Origin of the sequence: Nocardia abscessus (assembly GCF_015477775.1) — a bacterium.
GTDB lineage: Bacteria > Actinomycetota > Actinomycetes > Mycobacteriales > Mycobacteriaceae > Nocardia > Nocardia abscessus_A.
The window spans coordinates 395,392-412,937 of record NZ_JADLQO010000003.1; the positions used below are offsets into that span (position 1 = coordinate 395,392).

General features: G+C 68.0%; 15 protein-coding genes and 1 pseudogene. 9 read left to right on the forward strand and 7 right to left on the reverse strand.

Annotated features, from left to right (window positions below):
• Positions 1–142 precede the first annotated feature (142 nt).
• The 3 genes from IU450_RS12365 to IU450_RS12375 form a co-directional block, all read right to left on the reverse strand.
• Positions 143–298: a hypothetical protein gene (locus tag IU450_RS12365; RefSeq protein ID WP_228834444.1), complete on the reverse strand. Its 156-nt coding sequence runs from the start codon at positions 296–298 to the stop codon at positions 143–145.
• Positions 299–854: 556 nt separating this feature from the next.
• Positions 855–2,690, reverse strand: a complete 1,836-nt coding sequence (locus IU450_RS12370) for an acyl-CoA dehydrogenase (RefSeq protein ID WP_195149907.1) — start codon at positions 2,688–2,690, stop codon at positions 855–857.
• Positions 2,691–2,906: 216 nt separating this feature from the next.
• Complete coding sequence (locus IU450_RS12375; RefSeq protein WP_195149908.1) at positions 2,907–4,136, reverse strand: TetR/AcrR family transcriptional regulator; 1,230 nt, start codon at positions 4,134–4,136, stop codon at positions 2,907–2,909.
• A gap of 207 nt (positions 4,137–4,343) precedes the next feature.
• On the opposite strand from IU450_RS12375, the gene IU450_RS12380 reads away from it, so the two are divergent.
• From IU450_RS12380 to gndA, 3 genes are all read left to right on the forward strand, one after another.
• Positions 4,344–4,859: a MarR family winged helix-turn-helix transcriptional regulator gene (locus IU450_RS12380; protein WP_195149909.1), complete on the forward strand. Its 516-nt coding sequence runs from the start codon at positions 4,344–4,346 to the stop codon at positions 4,857–4,859.
• 225 nt (positions 4,860–5,084) lie between these two features.
• Positions 5,085–5,384, forward strand: a complete 300-nt coding sequence (locus IU450_RS12390; protein WP_195149911.1) for an alpha/beta hydrolase — start codon at positions 5,085–5,087, stop codon at positions 5,382–5,384.
• 169 nt (positions 5,385–5,553) lie between these two features.
• On the forward strand, positions 5,554–6,999 hold the full coding sequence (gndA, locus tag IU450_RS12395) for an NADP-dependent phosphogluconate dehydrogenase (protein WP_195149912.1): 1,446 nt from the start codon (positions 5,554–5,556) through the stop codon (positions 6,997–6,999).
• 65 nt (positions 7,000–7,064) lie between these two features.
• Here the strand turns inward: gndA and IU450_RS12400 are convergent, their stop codons facing one another.
• Complete coding sequence (locus IU450_RS12400) at positions 7,065–9,026, reverse strand: heavy metal translocating P-type ATPase (RefSeq protein ID WP_195149913.1); 1,962 nt, start codon at positions 9,024–9,026, stop codon at positions 7,065–7,067.
• Positions 9,027–9,119: 93 nt separating this feature from the next.
• On the opposite strand from IU450_RS12400, the gene IU450_RS12405 reads away from it, so the two are divergent.
• Together IU450_RS12405 and IU450_RS12410 are read left to right on the forward strand one after the other, a co-directional pair.
• Positions 9,120–9,482, forward strand: coding sequence for an ArsR/SmtB family transcription factor (locus tag IU450_RS12405; protein ID WP_043687098.1), 363 nt, complete (start codon positions 9,120–9,122; stop codon positions 9,480–9,482).
• A 141-nt stretch (positions 9,483–9,623) separates the two neighbouring features.
• Positions 9,624–10,499, forward strand: coding sequence for an LLM class F420-dependent oxidoreductase (locus IU450_RS12410; RefSeq protein ID WP_195149914.1), 876 nt, complete (start codon positions 9,624–9,626; stop codon positions 10,497–10,499).
• Positions 10,500–10,553: 54 nt separating this feature from the next.
• On the opposite strand, the gene IU450_RS12415 is transcribed toward IU450_RS12410, so the two are convergent.
• Positions 10,554–11,036 (reverse strand): adenosine-specific kinase, encoded by a 483-nt coding sequence (locus IU450_RS12415; RefSeq protein ID WP_195149915.1) that lies wholly within the window; start codon positions 11,034–11,036, stop codon positions 10,554–10,556.
• A 104-nt stretch (positions 11,037–11,140) separates the two neighbouring features.
• Positions 11,141–11,899, reverse strand: coding sequence for a PP2C family protein-serine/threonine phosphatase (locus tag IU450_RS12420; RefSeq protein ID WP_228834445.1), 759 nt, complete (start codon positions 11,897–11,899; stop codon positions 11,141–11,143).
• A 632-nt stretch (positions 11,900–12,531) separates the two neighbouring features.
• On the opposite strand from IU450_RS12420, the gene IU450_RS12425 reads away from it, so the two are divergent.
• Both IU450_RS12425 and IU450_RS12430 read left to right on the forward strand, forming a co-directional pair.
• On the forward strand, positions 12,532–13,488 hold the full coding sequence (locus IU450_RS12425) for an EamA family transporter (RefSeq protein WP_324197644.1): 957 nt from the start codon (positions 12,532–12,534) through the stop codon (positions 13,486–13,488).
• Between the two features lie 245 nt (positions 13,489–13,733).
• Positions 13,734–15,017: a hypothetical protein gene (locus IU450_RS12430; RefSeq protein ID WP_195149917.1), complete on the forward strand. Its 1,284-nt coding sequence runs from the start codon at positions 13,734–13,736 to the stop codon at positions 15,015–15,017.
• A gap of 153 nt (positions 15,018–15,170) precedes the next feature.
• Here the strand turns inward: IU450_RS12430 and IU450_RS12435 are convergent, their stop codons facing one another.
• On the reverse strand, positions 15,171–15,509 hold the full coding sequence (locus IU450_RS12435; protein ID WP_195149918.1) for an MmcQ/YjbR family DNA-binding protein: 339 nt from the start codon (positions 15,507–15,509) through the stop codon (positions 15,171–15,173).
• A gap of 88 nt (positions 15,510–15,597) precedes the next feature.
• On the opposite strand from IU450_RS12435, the pseudogene IU450_RS39635 reads away from it, so the two are divergent.
• Together IU450_RS39635 and IU450_RS12440 are read left to right on the forward strand one after the other, a co-directional pair.
• Positions 15,598–15,800 (forward strand): annotated as a pseudogene (locus IU450_RS39635) (methylmalonyl-CoA carboxyltransferase); the annotation flags it as partial.
• A gap of 148 nt (positions 15,801–15,948) precedes the next feature.
• Positions 15,949–17,403: a lipase maturation factor family protein gene (locus IU450_RS12440; RefSeq protein WP_195149919.1), complete on the forward strand. Its 1,455-nt coding sequence runs from the start codon at positions 15,949–15,951 to the stop codon at positions 17,401–17,403.
• The last annotated feature ends 143 nt before the right edge of the window (positions 17,404–17,546 follow it).

Here is a 17,546-nt window from a genome sequence, read left to right on the forward strand (position 1 = left end):
GCGCTCCGCGCCGCTGTCGTCACGACCCGAATCGGAACGTCCGGCACGAGAACAGTCCCGGCATTTTCGGGGCTGTTCTCGTGCGGGTTCTTCGCCCCTCTCGAGGACAGCCGGGCACCGGCGGTTCTGGTCGGTGCTCGCGCTACTGCCGCGCCATGTGCATGCGCATTTCGCTCTGGACGTCGGTGATCAGCTCTCCGGAGAGGTCGACGACCACCGTGTGCAGGGTGCCGGTGAACCGGAAGGGCGGGTCGTAGTCGGATACCACCGCGGAGCCCGGGTTGGCGCCGCAGGTCATTCCGCCAGGGTTGAACGACACATCGGTCGTCCGTCCGATGATTCCGGGGAAAGCTGTTCCGCGTTTGTATTCCTCGAAGGCATCGATGGGCCCTCCGTCCTGCGGATGGGCTGGACACCGCCAGCCCGGTCGTCCGAAGAAAATGCCTGTGCTGACGACGAGCAGTTCCGCTGCGGCAAGTGCTGGGATTCTCGCCGTGCAACTTCGTCGGCCCTCATCTTCGTCGGCCTTCATCTTCGTCGGCCTTCATCTTCGTCGGCCTTCATCGTCTTCGGCCTTCATCGTCGATGCCTCGGCATGGGAGCCGGCCGGGGCCGAATGCCGACCTCGGGGAGCGCGATCCTCACCCGAGCGTTCGATATCGGTTCTCAGTCCATCCGCTGACGCGACGGCACAGTCAAATGCTAGACGACGATCGTCGCGGCTGTCAGGGGCGACGTGAAGCCTGCCGCGAAGGCCCGGAGGTGCCGGTAAGCCGGAAACCGCGGCCGGTGTACAACCGGCCGCGGTCTCGCGGTGGCCGACGGCGGAGGATACGCCGAGGAGCGCGTCTGATTCAGAAGGCGGCTTCGTCGAGCTCCATGACCGTGGTGTCGACGTCGGAGATGACCGACCATTCCGCGCTGAGGTGGGGCAGGACGGTCTTGGCGAAGAACGACGCGACGGCGATTTTGCCCTGATAGAAAGCGCGGTCCTGCTCGCCCGCGCCCGCATCCACCGCGGCGAGGGCGATCTCGGCGGCGACGATCAACCGCCAGGCGACGAGGAGATCGCCGACGGCGAGCAGGAACCGGACGGAGTTCAGGCCGATCTTGTACAGCTCGCCGGGATGCTCTTGCGCGTCGAGCAGATGCTGGGTGAATCGGCTGGCCATGTCCTGCACGTCTTCCAGCGCGGTGGCGAGCAGGACCTTCTCGGCCTTGAGCCGGCCGTCGCCGGCGGGGGACTGCGCCGTGTCCCGGATCTTGCCCGCCACGTGGGCGAGCGCGACGCCGCGGTCACGGGCGATCTTGCGGAAGAAGAAGTCCTGTGCCTGGATGGCGGTGGTGCCCTCGTAGAGCGAGTCGATCTTCGCGTCGCGGATGTACTGCTCGATCGGGTAGTCCTGCAGGAAGCCGGAACCGCCCAGGGTCTGCAGCGACTCGGTCAGGTACTGGTAGGCCCGCTCCGAGCCGACACCCTTGACGATCGGCAGCAGCAGATCGTTGACCCGCGCGGCCAAGTCGGCGTCCGCGCCGGAAACATGCTGGGCCACATCGGCGTTCTGGTGGGCGGCGGTGTAAAGGTAGATCGCCCGAAGGCCCTCGGCGTACGCCTTCTGCATCATCAGCGACCGGCGCACGTCCGCATGGCGGGTGATGGTCACCTTCGGCGCGGTCTTGTCCGCCATCCGGGTCAGGTCGCTGCCCTGCACGCGGGTCTTCGCGTATTCGAGGGCATTGAGGTAGCCGGTGGACAGGGTCGCGATGGCCTTGGTGCCCACCATCATGCGGGCTTCTTCGATGACCTCGAACATCTGCGCGATGCCGTTGTGCACCTCGCCGACCAGCCAGCCCTTGGCCGGGATGCCGTGGCCGCCGAAGGTGACCTCGCAGGTGGCGGACGCTTTCAGGCCCATCTTGTGCTCGACGTTGGTGACGAAGACGCCGTTGCGCTCGCCCAGCTCACCGGTCTGGTGGTCGAAGTGGAACTTCGGCACGAAGAACAGCGACAGGCCCTTGGTGCCCGGTCCTGCGCCCTCGGGGCGGGCCAGCACCAGGTGCATGATGTTCGGGAACAGGTCGTCGGAGTCGGCGGAGGTGATGAACCGCTTGACGCCCTCGATGTGCCAGGAGCCGTCTTCCTGCTCGACCGCTTTGGTGCGGCCCGCGCCGACGTCGGAACCGGCGTCGGGCTCGGTCAGCACCATGGTGGCGCCCCATCCGTTTTCGGTCATGTACCGGGCCCAGCGCTGCTGTTGCTCGGTGCCGATGCCGTGCATGATGTTGGCCATCATCGGCCCGGTCAGGTACATGTAAGCCGCGGGCTGCGCCCCCAGGACGAATTCGCTGATCGCCCAGCCGACCATCGAGGGGGCGGGCACACCGCCGATCGCCTCGGCCTTGCCGACGCGCCACCATTCGGCGTCGTACCAGGCGCGCACGGCCTTCTTGAACGAGTCCGGCAGGCTGACCGAGTGGGTGGCCGCATCGAAAACCGGGGGATTGCGGTCGGTTTCGGCGAACGGCTCGGCGACCGGCCCTTCGGCCAGGCGCGCAGCCTCCGCCAGCATCGACCGCACGGTGTCGCCGTCCAGGTCACCGAATGCTCCGGTGCGGAGGATGTCGTCGAGTCCGTACACCTCGAACAGGTTGAACTCGAGGTCACGCACGTTGCTCTTGTAATGGCTCACGAGCCAGGGCCTTTCGAGGAACGGCCGGTGGACCGGCATGGGATTCGGCGGGCGCACGCACAGGTGATCACCCACGGCACACTGTGCGGCACCGGGAACCCGAAATCAATCCGATGTTAATGACTACTAAGTAGATGGTCGAATGTCCGATTGCGTTCTATCCGCTGATAGCGGGTAATTGGGCTGAATAAGTTAATTGCGACTAAGTGGCATAAATCACTGGGCGGTAACTCGGCCATGGATCCGGGACGTTTCGATCCGCTCTCCGATCGCCACGAGTACGTCGACGAGGTCGGCGCGACGCCGGAAGCGCGGATTGCGGACGGCATCGATGACCACGGTGGTGACGGCGCGGCTGAGCACCCGGGCAGCCGGAGCGGACAAGTCCGGTCGTACGGCCTGCAACATGCGCGCCCACTGGGCGATGCCGTCCAGGCGCACCCTGCGGTAGCGCTGTACCGCCTCGCCTGGCAGGTGCCGGGTCTCGCTGACGGTGATGGCGAGCAGATCGGGCTCGTCCACGCCCAGCTGGGCGAAGCTGCGCATGAGTGAGCGCATGGATTCCTCGGCGCTGCGGCCCTCGGCGATCGCCCGGGCGAGCAGCAGTCGAAGCCACTCGTCCTGGCGCCGGACGATCTGGTCCAGCAGCTCGGCTTTGCTCGAAAAGTGATGGTACAAGGCGGGTCCGGTGACGCCGACGGCCGCGCCGATGTCTTCGATGCCCACGGCCGCGTAGCCGCGGGTGCTGAACAGTCGCGCCGCTTCGGCGATCATCCGCTCCGACCGCAGTGCTCGATCCAGTGCGGTGTTGCCGGTCTCCGTGCGCGGTGGCCGACTCGGCGCATGGCCCGCAGAGTGCTCGGGCATCTCGGTGGCGATCACCGCGGCGACGGCGGCGTCGAGCACCTGCGCGGCCGCAGGCGCGGGCAACTCGGCGCGGTGATAGGAAGGGCTGACGGCGATCGACAGCACGCACCAGCTCAGCAGCTCGACATCCGCGGCGCTCAGCTCGGGTCGGCGCATGCGGATCGTGTGGCGCAGGTACCGGGTGATCCGCGTGGCGCGCACCAGCACCGCGGTCTTGTCCGCGGCGGTCAGATTGCGGAACTCGAGTTGCCACAGTCGCGGCAGGCCGCGCAGTTCGAGTGCGACCCGGACCAGTTCGGCCAGGACCGCACCGCCGGAATCGTCGGAGCGATACGCGGCGTCGAGCCGGTCCAAGGTGTCGTCGAGCCCCACCAGCAGGCACTGCCCCAAGAGCTGCTGCTTGTTGCGGAAGTGCCGGTACAGCGCCGTCGCCGAGATGCCGACCGCCGCCGCGATATCGGCCATCGTCGTGCCGTAGTAGCCGCCGTGCGCGAAGGCGTCGACCGCGGCGTGCAGGATCATCTCGCGCCGATGAGGTGGTCTGCGCCGTGGCCGGCCGCCGTTCGCCTGTGTGCCCATCGCGGTCAGTGTCGCGTATCGGAATGTCCATGGCGAGGTCGGGCCGCATCCGGGTCCCTGGCGCCCCGGGATGGTTTCATAGGGGCGCTCCGGCCGGTATGACGATTTCGTCATAAACGACGCGCGGGTCCTACTGTCGAGTAGGCTTCCCGCAGCTATCGCCACCCCGGGGATCGTTGTCGATCAGGTAAGCAGAGGGAGCCGCCCGTGAGCGCAGACACCGCGGACGCCACAGAACTGTCCAGCATGGCCGCCCGCCTGCGCATCGCGTCGACCGTGATCCTGCGGCGCGCCCGAAGGGATCCCGAGGAGCGGCGGCTGTCCGCGACGCAGTGGGCGGTGCTGGGACGCCTGCACCGTTACGGCGCGCTGGCCGCGGTAGACCTGGCGCGGCTGGAGATGCTGCGCCCGCAGACGATGCGCAACGTGGTCGACGGCTTGCGCGATCAGGGCTTGGTCGTGGGCGTGCGTGATCCGAACGACGGACGCCGGGTGAATCTGACGCTCACCGACGAAGGCCGGGCCTGGGTGTGCGGCCACCAAGCGTCGGCGAACGATGCTCTGGCGCAGGTATTGTCCGAGAGCTTGCGGTCCGGCGAGTTGCCCAAGGTCGGCGAGGCGCTGGATCTGCTGGAACGGATCGCCTACGGTGAGCGCGGCACCACAGATGCGCCGATCGCCGCAGGTCCCGGCTTCGAAGCCGAATCAGCCTGTGCGGGCTGACTCACGATGATCCGGCGACCGATTGGCCAGGGTCGGCCGGCTGAGTGAGCGCTCGGGTCCAGAGATCGATGACGGCCCGGCAGCATCCGTCGGCGCTGCGAGGGCCTTTTCGAGTTGCCGCAGGCGCGCGATGCCTTCGGCGTGCGGGGCGCCTGATCGAACAGCAGCCGGTGCATGTCCGGTTGCGCGGTGTGCAGCTCCACCACGGCGACGACCAGCTGCCGGATGGTTTCCGCCAGCGGCGGTTCCTCGGCGCGCAGGCATTCGGCCGCCTCGAACAGTGCGCTCGAACCCGAGCAATTCACCGGCTGCCCGGTGTGGCTGGTTCACCCGGGCGCCGACCGATGGACACCGCTGTGCCTGAGCCGGGCGTTCTTCGATCGGATCGCCGCGCCGAAGCGCCTGGTCGTGCTGGACGCGGCGGGACACTATCCCGTGGAGGCGCCGGGCATTCACCAGTTGGCCGACGCGTTCATCGAGATTCGCGAGCAATTGGCGTCCCGTCCCGCATCGCCCGGCCGTTGAGGTTCCGCCGTCGCGGGCGTGCGCGACCACATGGAGCGGCTCGCATGCCGTCCGTGCGCGCATCGGCGAGGTAGGTAAGGTCTGAAGCGTCGTGGAACGGACTCCACGATGCAGCCGCCGAACAGCTTCGCGCGGACGCGCCGCCCTGTCGAACGAAGAGAGCTGATTGATGTCGACCTCTACAGCGCGTGCACAGATCGGTGTCACCGGTCTGGCGGTCATGGGTAGCAACATCGCACGGAACTTCGCCAGGAACGGCTATACCGTCGCGCTGCACAACCGCTCCGTCGCCAAGACCGACGCACTGCTCGAGGCACACGGCGACGACGGCGACTTCGTGCGGACCGAAACGATCGAGGAGTTCGTCGCAGCGCTGGAGAAGCCGCGCCGGGTGCTGATCATGGTCAAGGCCGGAACCGCGACCGACGCGGTCATCGAGGAACTGGCGGCCGCGATGGAACCGGGCGACATCATCATCGACGGTGGCAACGCCCTCTACACCGACACCATTCGGCGGGAAGCCGCCATGCGCGAGCGTGGGCTGAACTTCGTGGGCGCCGGCATCTCCGGTGGCGAGGAGGGTGCGCTCAACGGCCCCGCGATCATGCCGGGCGGCCCCAAGGAGTCCTACGACTCGCTCGGCCCGCTGCTGGAATCCATCGCGGCGAAGGTGGACGGCACGCCCTGCTGCACCCACATCGGCCCGGACGGCTCCGGACATTTCGTCAAGATGGTGCACAACGGCATCGAGTACGCCGACATGCAGCTGATCGGTGAGGCCTACCACCTGTTCCGCGACGCGCTCGGTTTCGACGCCAAGCAGATCGCCGACGTGTTCATCCAGTGGAACTCCGGCGACCTGGAGAGCTACCTCGTCGAGATCACCGCCGAGGTGCTCAGCCAGGTGGACGCGAAGACCGGCAAGCCGCTGGTGGACGTCATCGTCGACGCGGCCGAACAGAAAGGCACCGGACGCTGGACGGTGAAGTCCGCACTCGACCTGGGCGTGCCGGTGACCGGCATCGCCGAAGCGGTGTTCGCGCGGGCGCTGTCGGGTTCCCGCGATCAGCGCAGGGCCGCTGAGGGACTCGCGTCGGGCCGGTTGGCCGACAAGCCCACCGATGTCGAGCAGTTCACCGAAGACATCCGTCAAGCTCTGTACGCCTCGAAGGTGGTCGCCTACGCGCAAGGCTTCGACCAGATCGCCGCGGGCAGTGCGGAATACGACTGGGGACTGCGCCCCGGCGACCTGGCGACGATCTGGCGCGGCGGCTGCATCATCCGGGCCCGGTTCCTCAACCGGATCAAGGAAGCCTACGACGAGAACCCGGCGCTGCCGAGCTTGATCCTCGCGCCCTACTTCCGCGAAGCGATCGAGACCGCTATCGACAGCTGGCGCCGCGTCGTGTCCACCGCGACCCTGCTCGGAATTCCGGTGCCTGCGTTCGCGTCCTCCCTGTCGTACTACGACGCCCTGCGCGCCGAGCGCCTTCCCGCCGCGCTCACCCAGGCGCAGCGTGACTTCTTCGGTGCCCACACCTACGAACGTGTCGACGCCGAAGGCAAGTTCCACACGCTGTGGAGCGGCGACCGCAGCGAGGTCCGCGCGGACTAGTCCGTCGCGCTGCCGCGGTGCGGGAATCGCTCCCGCACCGCGGCATTGATCGTTTTGCGCCTGCGTCAGTCCCGTATCCCGGCGGCCCGCTCCCATGCCGCGCGGCGCAGCAGGCGTAATCCGTTGAGTCCGACGATAACGGTGGAACCCTCGTGTCCGGCGACGCCCAGCGGGAGGGGCAGGGTTCCGGCAAGGTCCCAGACGACCAGCACGCCGATGAAAGTGGCGGCGATGGCCAAGTTGGCGATCACCACGCGGCGCGCCTGCCGGGACAACGCGATCACCGCCGGGATCGTGGTCAGATCGTCGCGCACGACGACGGCATCCGCGGTCTGCAGGGTCAGGTCCGATCCGGCACCGCCCATGGCGATGCCGACCTCGGCCGCGGCGAGGGCCGGGGCGTCGTTGATGCCGTCACCGACCACGATCACTTTCCGCCCGTCGGCCTGCCACTGCCGCACCGCCGTCACCTTGTCGTCGGGCAGGAGGTCGGCGCGCACGTCGGTGATGCCGACCCGAGCGGCGAGCCGGTCGGCGGTGGCGCGGTTGTCACCGGTCAGCAGCGCCGGCTCCGCGCCGGTCAGCTCGGTCGCGGCGCGCACGGCCGCGGACGCTTCCGGCCTGAGCTGGTCGGTGAGGGCCAGCAGCCCGATCGGCTGGTGCTCGCAGGTCACGATCACGGCGGTGTAGCCGCGGGCCTGCACGGCCTCGACGGTGGCTTGCCCGGAGTCGAGGCCGGGTCCTGCCGTGGCGGGGGAGCCGACCCCGACGAGGCGGTCGCCGACGAGGGCGGTCACACCGCGGCCGGGATGTGCGGTGAACTCGGTGACCTCGGGCAGGCGCAGATCTCGGCCGCGGGCCGCGCGCACGATCGCCGCCGCCAGGGGATGCTCGCTCGGGCGCTCGGCCGCAGCTGCGAGCCGAAGCACCTCGTCCTCGGTGAAACGCTCGTCCAGGCAACGGATTTCGGCGATCTCGGGGATGCCGCGGGTCAAGGTGCCGGTCTTGTCGAAGGCGACGTGCGTGGTGGCGCCGAGCTTCTCCATGACCACGGCGGACTTGACCAGTACGCCGTGGCGGCCCGCGTTGGCGATGGCCGCCAGCAACGGTGGCATGGTGGCCAGCACCACCGCGCAGGGGGAGGCGACGATCATGAACGTCATCGCTCGCAACAGCGCCCGCTGTAGCGTGTCGCCGAGCAGTAGGGGGATGGCGAACACCGCGAGGGTGACCGCGACCATGCCGATCGAGTAGCGCTGCTCCACCTTCTCGATGAAAAGCTGTGTGCGCGCTTTGGTTCGGGCCGCCTCTTCGACAAGGGCCGCGATCCGCGCGACCACGGAGTCCTCGGCGCGGCGATCGACGCGGATGTGTAGCGCGCCGGTGCCGTTCAGGGTGCCTGCGAACACCTCGTCACCCGTGGTTTTGTCCATAGGCAGCGGTTCGCCGGTGATCGTGGCCTGATCGACCTCGCTGCCGCCGGAGATCACCGTCGCGTCAGCGGGGATCCGCTCACCGGGCCGCACCACCGCGACGTCCCCGACGCGTAATTCGGCGGCGTGCACGGTCTCCTCGTCGCCGTCGCGGGCGATCCGGGTCGCGGTGTCCGGCGTGAGGTCGAGCAGTCCGCGCACCGAGTCCTCGGTCCGGGCGGTGGCCAGTGCTTCCAGGGCGCCGGAGGTGGCGAAGATGACGATCAGCAACGCGCCGTCGGTGATCTGGCCGATCGACGCGGCGCCGATCGCGGCGACGACCATGAGCAGGTCGACATCGAGTGTCCTGTCCCGCAGGGCGCGCAATCCGGACCAGCCCGGCTCCCACCCGCCGGCGGCATAACAGGCCAGGTACAGGCCCCACCAGACCCATTGCGGGCCATCGGCCAGCTGCGCCGCCAGGCCGGTCAGGAACAACAGCACGGCCGCGGCGGCCCACCGCACTTCCGGTAGGGCGAACAGCCTGGTCCGGCGCGCGGGCACGAGACCGGATGACGGAGTCGGACGGGTCGGCGCGAGAGTCGGCGCGGCCACAGGTCACCTCCAAGACAGCAGCGAACAGACCGCCCGACCATATCAGAAAACATGAACATGTCTTCATTTGTTCCTAGAGTATGCTTTTCCCTTATGGGACACGGCGTCGAAGGCAGAGACCGCCCTGTCGCACGCCTGGATCCGGAATCTGCCGCACACGTAGCGACCACCCTGCAGGCGCTGGCCACCCCGAGCCGGTTGATGATCCTCACCGAACTGCGCCAGGGTCCGCTGTCGGTGAGTGCGCTGGCCGACGCCATCGGCATGGAACAGTCCGCCGTCTCCCACCAGCTCCGGCTGCTGCGCAACCTGGGCCTGGTCACCGGAACGCGGACCGGTCGCAGCATCGTCTACACCCTCTACGACAATCACGTCGCCCAATTACTGGACGAGGCGATCTACCACAGCGAACACCTCCGTCTCGGACTGTCCGACCGCCCCGAGACCGTCGGCTGACCGCCCGCGCGGCGAGGCGGTCCGTCCCTCGAGCTGTATCGGCCGCGGGTCCGAGGGGCTCGAGTCCGAGGCTTGACCTGGAGTGCGCTCCAGCACTTAGTGTGCGGTCGTACAGGGTTGACCAGCAGAAGGGTCCATGGCATGGAACTCGGTTTCCACATCCCGATCTTCGATATCGACGGTGGTACGACCGCGATCGCCGGTGAGCTGGCGCGGGTGGGAGCGGCGGCGGAGGAGTCCGGAGCGACCTGGTTGTCGTTCATGGACCACTACTTCCAGATCGAGCCGACCGGCCTGCCCGCGGAGGCGAACATGTTGGAGGGCTACACCACCCTCGGCTACCTGGCGGCGCACACTTCGAGCGTCGACCTCGGCCTGCTCGTCACCGGCGTGACCTATCGCCACCCCGGCCTGCTCGCGAAGATCGTCACCACACTCGACGTCCTCTCCGGCGGCCGGGCAGTTCTCGGGATCGGCGCCGCCTGGTTCGAGCGCGAACACCGCGGGCTCGGCGTGGCGTTTCCCTCGACCGCCGAACGGTTCGAGCGGCTGGAGGAGACGCTGCGCATCTGCCGCCAGATGTGGGACCCGCAGGACAACGGATCCTTCGACGGGAAGTACTACCAGCTGGCCGAGACGCTGTGCTCGCCGCAGCCCATCACTCGGCCGAAGATGCTCATCGGCGGTGGCGGGGAGCGCAAGACGCTGCGATTGGTCGCGCAGTACGGCGACGCCTGCAACCTGTTCGGCTCCGCGCCCGCGGATGTCGAGCACAAGCTCGATGTGCTGCGACGGCACTGCGACGACGTCGGCCGTGACTACGACGAGATCCGCAAGACGATAATCGCCAACAACCCGCGGCCGAGCCCGGAGGACCGCGAGGATTTCGTCCGGCAGATGGCCCCCTACGCCGAACTCGGCATCGATGCTGTCATCGTCACTCCCACCACCGGTTCGCCTGCCGCGTGGATCGATGGCATGGCGCCTGCCGTCCCGCAACTGGCGGAGCTCGGCTGAGGCCGCGGGCGCCCGCCTCGCCCAGGCCGGCTCGGAGGTTCGCTCACCGCGGTCCTACAGTTTGTAGCCGATCTGGCGCAACAGCTGCCTGCGGGCCGCCTGGTCGTCGGCATTCTCGACACCGAGCGGTACGAATCCGTCGACCACTCCGACGATGCCTCTGCCGAGTTCTGTTTCGGCGATCAGTACGTCCACCGGATTGGCTGTGGCGCAGAAGATTCCGCAGACCTCCGGGACCTGCCGCACGGCGTTGAGCACGTTGACCGGGTAGCCCTCGCGGAGGAAGACGACGAACGAGTGTCCCGCCCCGATGTCGAGGGCGTTCTTGGTGGCGAGCTCGACGAGGGACTCGTCGTTGCCGGAGCGGCGGACCAGGCGCGGACCGGAGGCCTCGCAGAATGCCAGCCCGAAGCGCAGGTGGGGGCTCACCCCCACCAGCGCCTCGTGCAGGTCCTCCACGGTTTTGATGAAGTGGGACTGTCCGATGACGACGTTGAGTTCGTCCGGTTTGTCGATGCGCACGGCTGTCAGCTCCACAGCGACATACTGCGCCCGAGCGAACTCGATTCATAGCATTTCGACATTTATTCGATTCGCGTCGTGGGTGGTCCGGGGGTCTCACCCGGCGTGAGCATCCGGGCTCAACCGTCGGCGGTGCGGAAAGGCAGGTCCACGACCAGCGCGGTGGCGTTGTCCCTTCCTCCGGCCAGGAGGGCGTCGTCCACCAGGTTGTTCGCGATCGCGTGGGCGGTGTCACCCTGCGCGAGGATCGCTTTGACGGTGGCGATGCCCAGCGGCTTGTGCACGCCGTCGGTGCTCAGCAGCAGCCTGCCCGTGCTCGACCCGGTGGCGGCGTACCCGATCTCGTCCGGCCGGACGGTGCGCGCCGAGGTGGTGACCAGATGTCCCATTCGCGGCGTGGGAACGAGCCCCCGCGCTCGGTGCAACTCGGCGACGGTGTGGTCGGTGGTGATCTGGTGCAGCGTCCGCCCGTTCCAGCGATACGCGCGACAGTCGCCGACCCAGGCAACTTCACAGGGGCCGTCGGGTCGACCGGCGGAAGGCGCTACCGCCACCACGAGCACGCTGTCGGCCGAGGGTTCCGGCACCTCGCGCAGCAGTTCCTCTTGCGCCGCGAGAATTCCCGCTCGCGCTCCATCGCGGGCTCCGGTGCGTGCCGCCGCGGCCGCCACCGTGCGTGCCGCACGGGCGCCGAGCAGATGATCTCCGATGCCGTCGGCGACGACGTAGGCGGTGAATCCGGTCGTGGCGTTCGTCTCGATCGCGACCGCGTCGGCGTTGATGGACCGTGACGAACGCCGAGAGGCCGAAGCGCCCATGGCCGCGCCCAGCCACGATGTCTCGATCCGCGGCATGCTCGCGGTGGTGCCGGTGTGCATGGGCTGGTCTCCTCGGGGGCTGGGATCTGAGTGCTGCCGACCAGCACCCTTCAATGAGACCGCTTCAGTATTTGGGCTTCGCGAGAGTCGGCCGTGTGAACGCTGAGAATTCGCTCTCGATCTGGTCACGGTCGGTCTCCCGGGCCGCCGCCGCGCACCGGCAATTCACCGGCACCGGCTGATATCACAGCGCATTAATCGATCACCGCTGTACCTTGTGCCGCACTCCACACGCCGGAGCGTATTTCGCAACATTGTTTCCTGACTCTGGCAATCAATCGGCTCACTGCACGTTGCTCGGCCCATTTACGTTCTCCGGCTGTGAAGCATGGGCGCACGCAGCGAATGACTCACCGAGGTCGTCCACCTTCGGCGAGGTCGGCTGGTCCGGACCGAAAACTGTGCCGGATGCCGTGACGGCCGCAAACTCGCAGCCGTCGGCTCGCTACGTCCCAGCGCAGTCACGGGGCATCTGCGCGCCCCTCCGCGCCCGGCGGCGCCGCGATCGAAAAGCCCTCTCGCACAGATGAATCGAAGCGTCGGGTCGAACTCGTGAGAACGGTTCGGCCGACGCACAACTTCGCACGCCGCCCCCAGGTGGGGCGCGGGCGTGTCCAGGAATGGAGTACTACGTGGTCATCGGTCCCGTCCAGGACGCTTCCCTACGTTCCGCGCCGCGGCTGGGCCCGCCGAGCGCGGGCGTGCCCCTCTCGCTCCTCGTGGTGGGCGCGATGATCAGCATCCAGCTCGGCGCGGTGATCGCCAAGCATCTGTTCTCCCTTGCCTCGCCCGTGACGGTCGCGTGCGCTCGGATCGTGTTGGCCGGGGCGTTCGCCATGCTGTTGTGGCGGCCGGCGCTGCGGATCGAGCGCACAGCGCTGCTGCCGATCGTCGGACTGGGTGTGGCTATCGCGGGCATGAACCTGTGCTTTTATGCGGCACTGGATCGCATTCCGCTGGGTATGGCGGTGACGATCGACTTCATCGGTCCGCTCGCCATTGCTCTGATCGGGTCGCGGCGCCTGCGCGACGCGCTGTGGGTGGCTCTCGCCGGAGCGGGTGTGTTGCTGCTGGTCGACGGCGACGGGCCGGTGTCATGGAGTGGCGTGCTGTTCGCGGTGGCAGCCGGCGCGGGATGGGGCGCCTACATCGCCTGCAGCGCTGTGGTCGGCAGGCATACCGCTGGACACGACGGATTGGCGTTGGCGATGGGTCTCGGCGGGCTGCTCGCCTTACCGGTGGTGATCGCGAACGATGCTGTGGCGCTGGCAGATCCGATCTTCTTGCTGGGTGCCGCGGCGTTGGCCGTGCTCTCGTCGCTGGTGCCGCACGCCATCGAGATGGCGGCCCTGCGCCGGATCACTCCCGCGACGTTCGGCGTCATGATGAGCTTGGAGCCGGCGGTGGCGGCCGGCGTCGGATTGCTCCTGCTCGGCGAGGACATGCGGGCGGCGCAGTGGCTGGGCATCGGCCTGGTGGTCATGGCGTGCGCCGGATCGGCGCGCGGCGCCCGCGACGACGGCTCGAACGGCGCCGAGGCCGGGTGCGCCGAAATGGCGGTGTCGAGCACCGTAGACAGAGCGATATGAATTTTCCGGGTGTCCATATCGCTGCCATGTTTCCGTCGCCACTACCGACAGCCGGGATGACTAGGCACAACGCATTCGTCGAACCGGATTTCCGATAGATCGCCACGTCGCCGGTGACATAGACAACATCGGAAACTCGGTCGAATTCACCGCCCTACCCGCGGGTACGTGATCAAATGCTCAACAACTGTCGTCTCGAACCGTGGTGCCGCGCGCGGGTCCCAAGAATTCAGGAGGTCGTGATTGTGGTCGACGCAAGCGTGCCCACGCTGCGTCCGTCCGAGCTGGAAAGGTTGGCTCAGCTCGACGAACACAACGAACTTTCAGCCGAACATGTGCGAGCGACCTCGCAGCGGCTCGGCGTGCCGGAGGAAAACCTGTGGCGGTGGCTGACGGACCGTCGCGACGCCTCCGCGCCCACCACGCGGCTCGATGTCCCTGAGCCGGCGACCACGCGGATCGTTGTCCCCGAGCCCCCGACCAGGCAGGTCGGCTACGGGCAGAGCAGTCACCGGCCATCGCGCATCATCACTCTCTCCGAAGCGGTCGGGGGCGAGTTGTTGCCGCAGATCCCGGATGGCGACGTCACCACCTTCCGGGCGGATGCCTACCGAAGCCTGCCGTCGGCGGAGTTCGAGCGCATCGACGCCGTCTATTCCGACGGAATCCAGACGACTTGCCGGTGGCTGGCCGAACACACCGGGCAGCCGTGCAGGCACAACCTGAACCAGAACGGCGGGGGAAGCTGGCTGGGCCCCCGAGGGGCCGGTCTCGCCGAATACATGCTCGCGGTGCTGCAACCACGCCTCACCACACCGGATCGCTTCCAACACGGCCGTGGCGCCGGTGTGGTGGACGAGTGGAACGACATCCTGAGCCTGTACAGGTTCCTCGGCGGGCTGGTTGCCGACAGCCCCAGCCGTGGGCACACGATCACACGCCTGCGGGGTGCTCAAGCGGCGTTCCTGCTGCACGGTCTACGACTGGACCTGCCGACGGATCTGCCGTACTCGGTCGGGCCGGGGCTGACGACGGTCCCGATCGACCACGACGTCATCGCCCGGGTCCGCGCCCGGACCACCGATCCGGTCGACGCGGCGGCGATCACCACCGCACTCTTCACCGGCGCCACCGCGATGGAACTCAACGCGATTCCCTGTGTCGCGCTCACCGCGGACGCACTGATCTTCAACGGCCCGATCGGCTACACCCGTGCGTCCGACCTGTATGTGTGGGTGGTGCCGCCGGTGGCGCGCCCGTTGCTCTACGAAGCCCGCGCCTACCAGGAATCGCGTGACGCACCCAACGACAAACTGTTCGCCGGCGCCATCGGCGGAGCAGGCTTCCGCCTGCGCAGGCTCGCGGCGGCGTGTGAGGTGATCCTCCCGGACCTGTACCACTGGCACCACAGCTGGATCCGCCATGCGGGTCTGCTCCGGATGTCCGAACAACCGACCCCGGCCCGGAATACCGATCTGCTGTTCGGACTGAAACTCGCACCCCGGCCCCGCCGCCGCCGCGCACGCTGAGCGAGACGACCGGCGAGAAGCCGAGTGGTATGCCGGACGGCCGCCATGGCGACCGGACGGCGCGGTCCGAGGGATGCGGATTCGTCAGCGACGCCGAACCGGGCGGTCACCGAGCGCCTCACCGCGGAATGGGGGTGCCTCGGTGCGGCGAGGTCAGCCGACGTCGTCGAGGAGATGCCGGGGTGCGGCCTGGCGCCAGGAGTCGAGCACGATGGCTTCCAGCTCGTCACGGTCGTCCAGGGCGGTGAGGCGTGCGCGGACCCAGGCGTTGTTGGCTTCGTGCGCCGCGATCCAGAACTTGTCCGGTTCGGCGACGACGAGTTCGTCGCGTTCGGCGATGGGGCATCGGACCGCCATCGATGTCTCCGCCTCGGGCAGAGTGAGGAACAGTTTGCCGCCGACCCGGAAGGTCGGCATGCCCCACGTGAACTGTTCGGACGTCTCCGGCAGCGACAGCGCGAACGTTCGGACATCGTCCCCGGTGAAACTCATGTACCGAATCCTTCCAGGCCACAACGGAACTTCGGTACGCGGTCGAGGGCGGAGCCGAATCGCCCGGACGCAGCCGGGCACCTGTCCGCGCGCCGTGGTGCGGGAGTTCATGATCGCCCAGGACAACGCGATCGTTGCCACCCCGTGGATCGCGGCCGAACGCGGATACATCGACGCCGTCATCGAACCGTCCCGTACCCGGCTGGAGATACGGCACGCGCTGGGACTTCTGCGGGACGAGGAAGCCGCCCGGAACGCAACCCGCGCAAGCACAGCCTGTACCCGATGTAGCGCAGTGCGCGGGTGATCCGCGGGTCGTAGACCCGGTACACGGTTTCCGTGAGCGTCGTTGCCGGTGCTTCGACCTGCGGTTTTCCTGCTGCTGGGCTGGGTATGCGCCCAAGAGGGCAGAACGTCCGCGGTCGGAGGAGTTGCGGGCATGGAGTGGTTCACGGCGTCCGAATACTGGTTGAGCAGGCAGCTGCTGACCCGCGGCGTCGCGGCCGTCTACCTGATCGCCTTCGTCGTGGCCGCCCGGCAATTCCGGGCGCTTCTCGGCGAGCACGGCATGCTGCCGGTGCCGCGATGGCTGGCCCGGCGGTCCTTCCGGCAGACGCCGAGTATTTTCCATCTCCACTACTCCGACCGGTTCTTCGCCGCTGTGTGCTGGATGGGGGCGGCGCTGTCCGCGGCGATGCTGGCCGGCGCGGCCGACCTGGTGCCGCTGTGGGCGGCGATGCTGATGTGGACGGCGTTGTGGGTGCTCTACCTGTCGATCGTCAACGTGGGCCAGGAATGGTATGCGTTCGGCTGGGAGTCGCTGCTGCTGGAATGCGGGTTCCTCGTGATCTTCCTCGGCAACGACCGGACCGCGCCACCGGTTCTGGTGCTGTGGCTCGCGCGCTGGCTGCTGTTCCGCGTGGAGTTCGGCGCCGGACTGATCAAAATGCGTGGCGACCCGTGCTGGCGCGATCTGACCTGCCTCTACTACCACCACGAGACACAGCCGATGCCCGGGCCGCTGAGCTGGTTCTTCCACCACCTGCCCAAGCCGCTGCACCGGGCCGAGGTGGCGGGCAACCACTTCGCCCAGCTCGTGGTGCCCTTCGGGTTGTTCGCCCCGCAGCCGGTGGCGAGCATCGCGGCGGCCGTCGTCATCATCACCCAGCTGTGGCTGGTGCTGTCGGGAAATTTCGCCTGGCTGAACTGGCTGACGATCGTGCTCGCCTGCGGCGCGATCAGCGTGCCCGCGGGAGCGCTGCTACCGGTGCCCGCCGCGCCGCCTCTGCCGGGTCCGCCGCCGTGGTTCGTCGGCCTGGTCATCGGGTTCACCATGCTGGTGGTGGTCCGCAGCTACCGGCCCGCGCGCAACCTGATCTCCCGCGACCAGGCCATGAACCGGTCGTTCGATCCCTACCACTTGGTCAACACCTACGGAGCGTTCGGCAGCATCGGCCGTACCCGCTTCGAGGTGGTCGTCGAAGGCACCGACGAAGCCACCGTCACCGACCGGACACTGTGGCGGGAATACGAGTTCAAAGGCAAACCCGGCGACCCACACCGCCTCCCACGGCAGTGGGCGCCGTACCATCTGCGGCTGGACTGGCTGATGTGGTTCGCCGCTGCCTCACCGCGGTACGCACAGCCGTGGCTGGGTCCGTTCCTCGCCCGACTGCTGGAAAACGATCCGGCCACACTGCGCCTGCTGCGGCACAACCCTTTCGCCGAAGCGGCACCGCGCTTCGTCCGCGCGCAACTGTACCTGTACCGCTTCACCACACCCCGCGAGTTGGCCCGCACCGGGGCGTGGTGGCACCGCACGCTGGTGAGCCCCTACCTCCCGCCCGTTTCCCTCGACGAACTGCGATATCGCAGGCATGCCCGCCCTCAATGACGCTCGGGCTGCACGCCTATCGAGCCGAGACCGCCCGGGTGGGAGCCGCGCGGTCAGGCCGGTGTTATTCGCCACAGTGGCGTGGCGACGATCGGCGGCGAAAGCGGGTATGCGACCGAGTGACGCAACCGACCGAAGGAGGA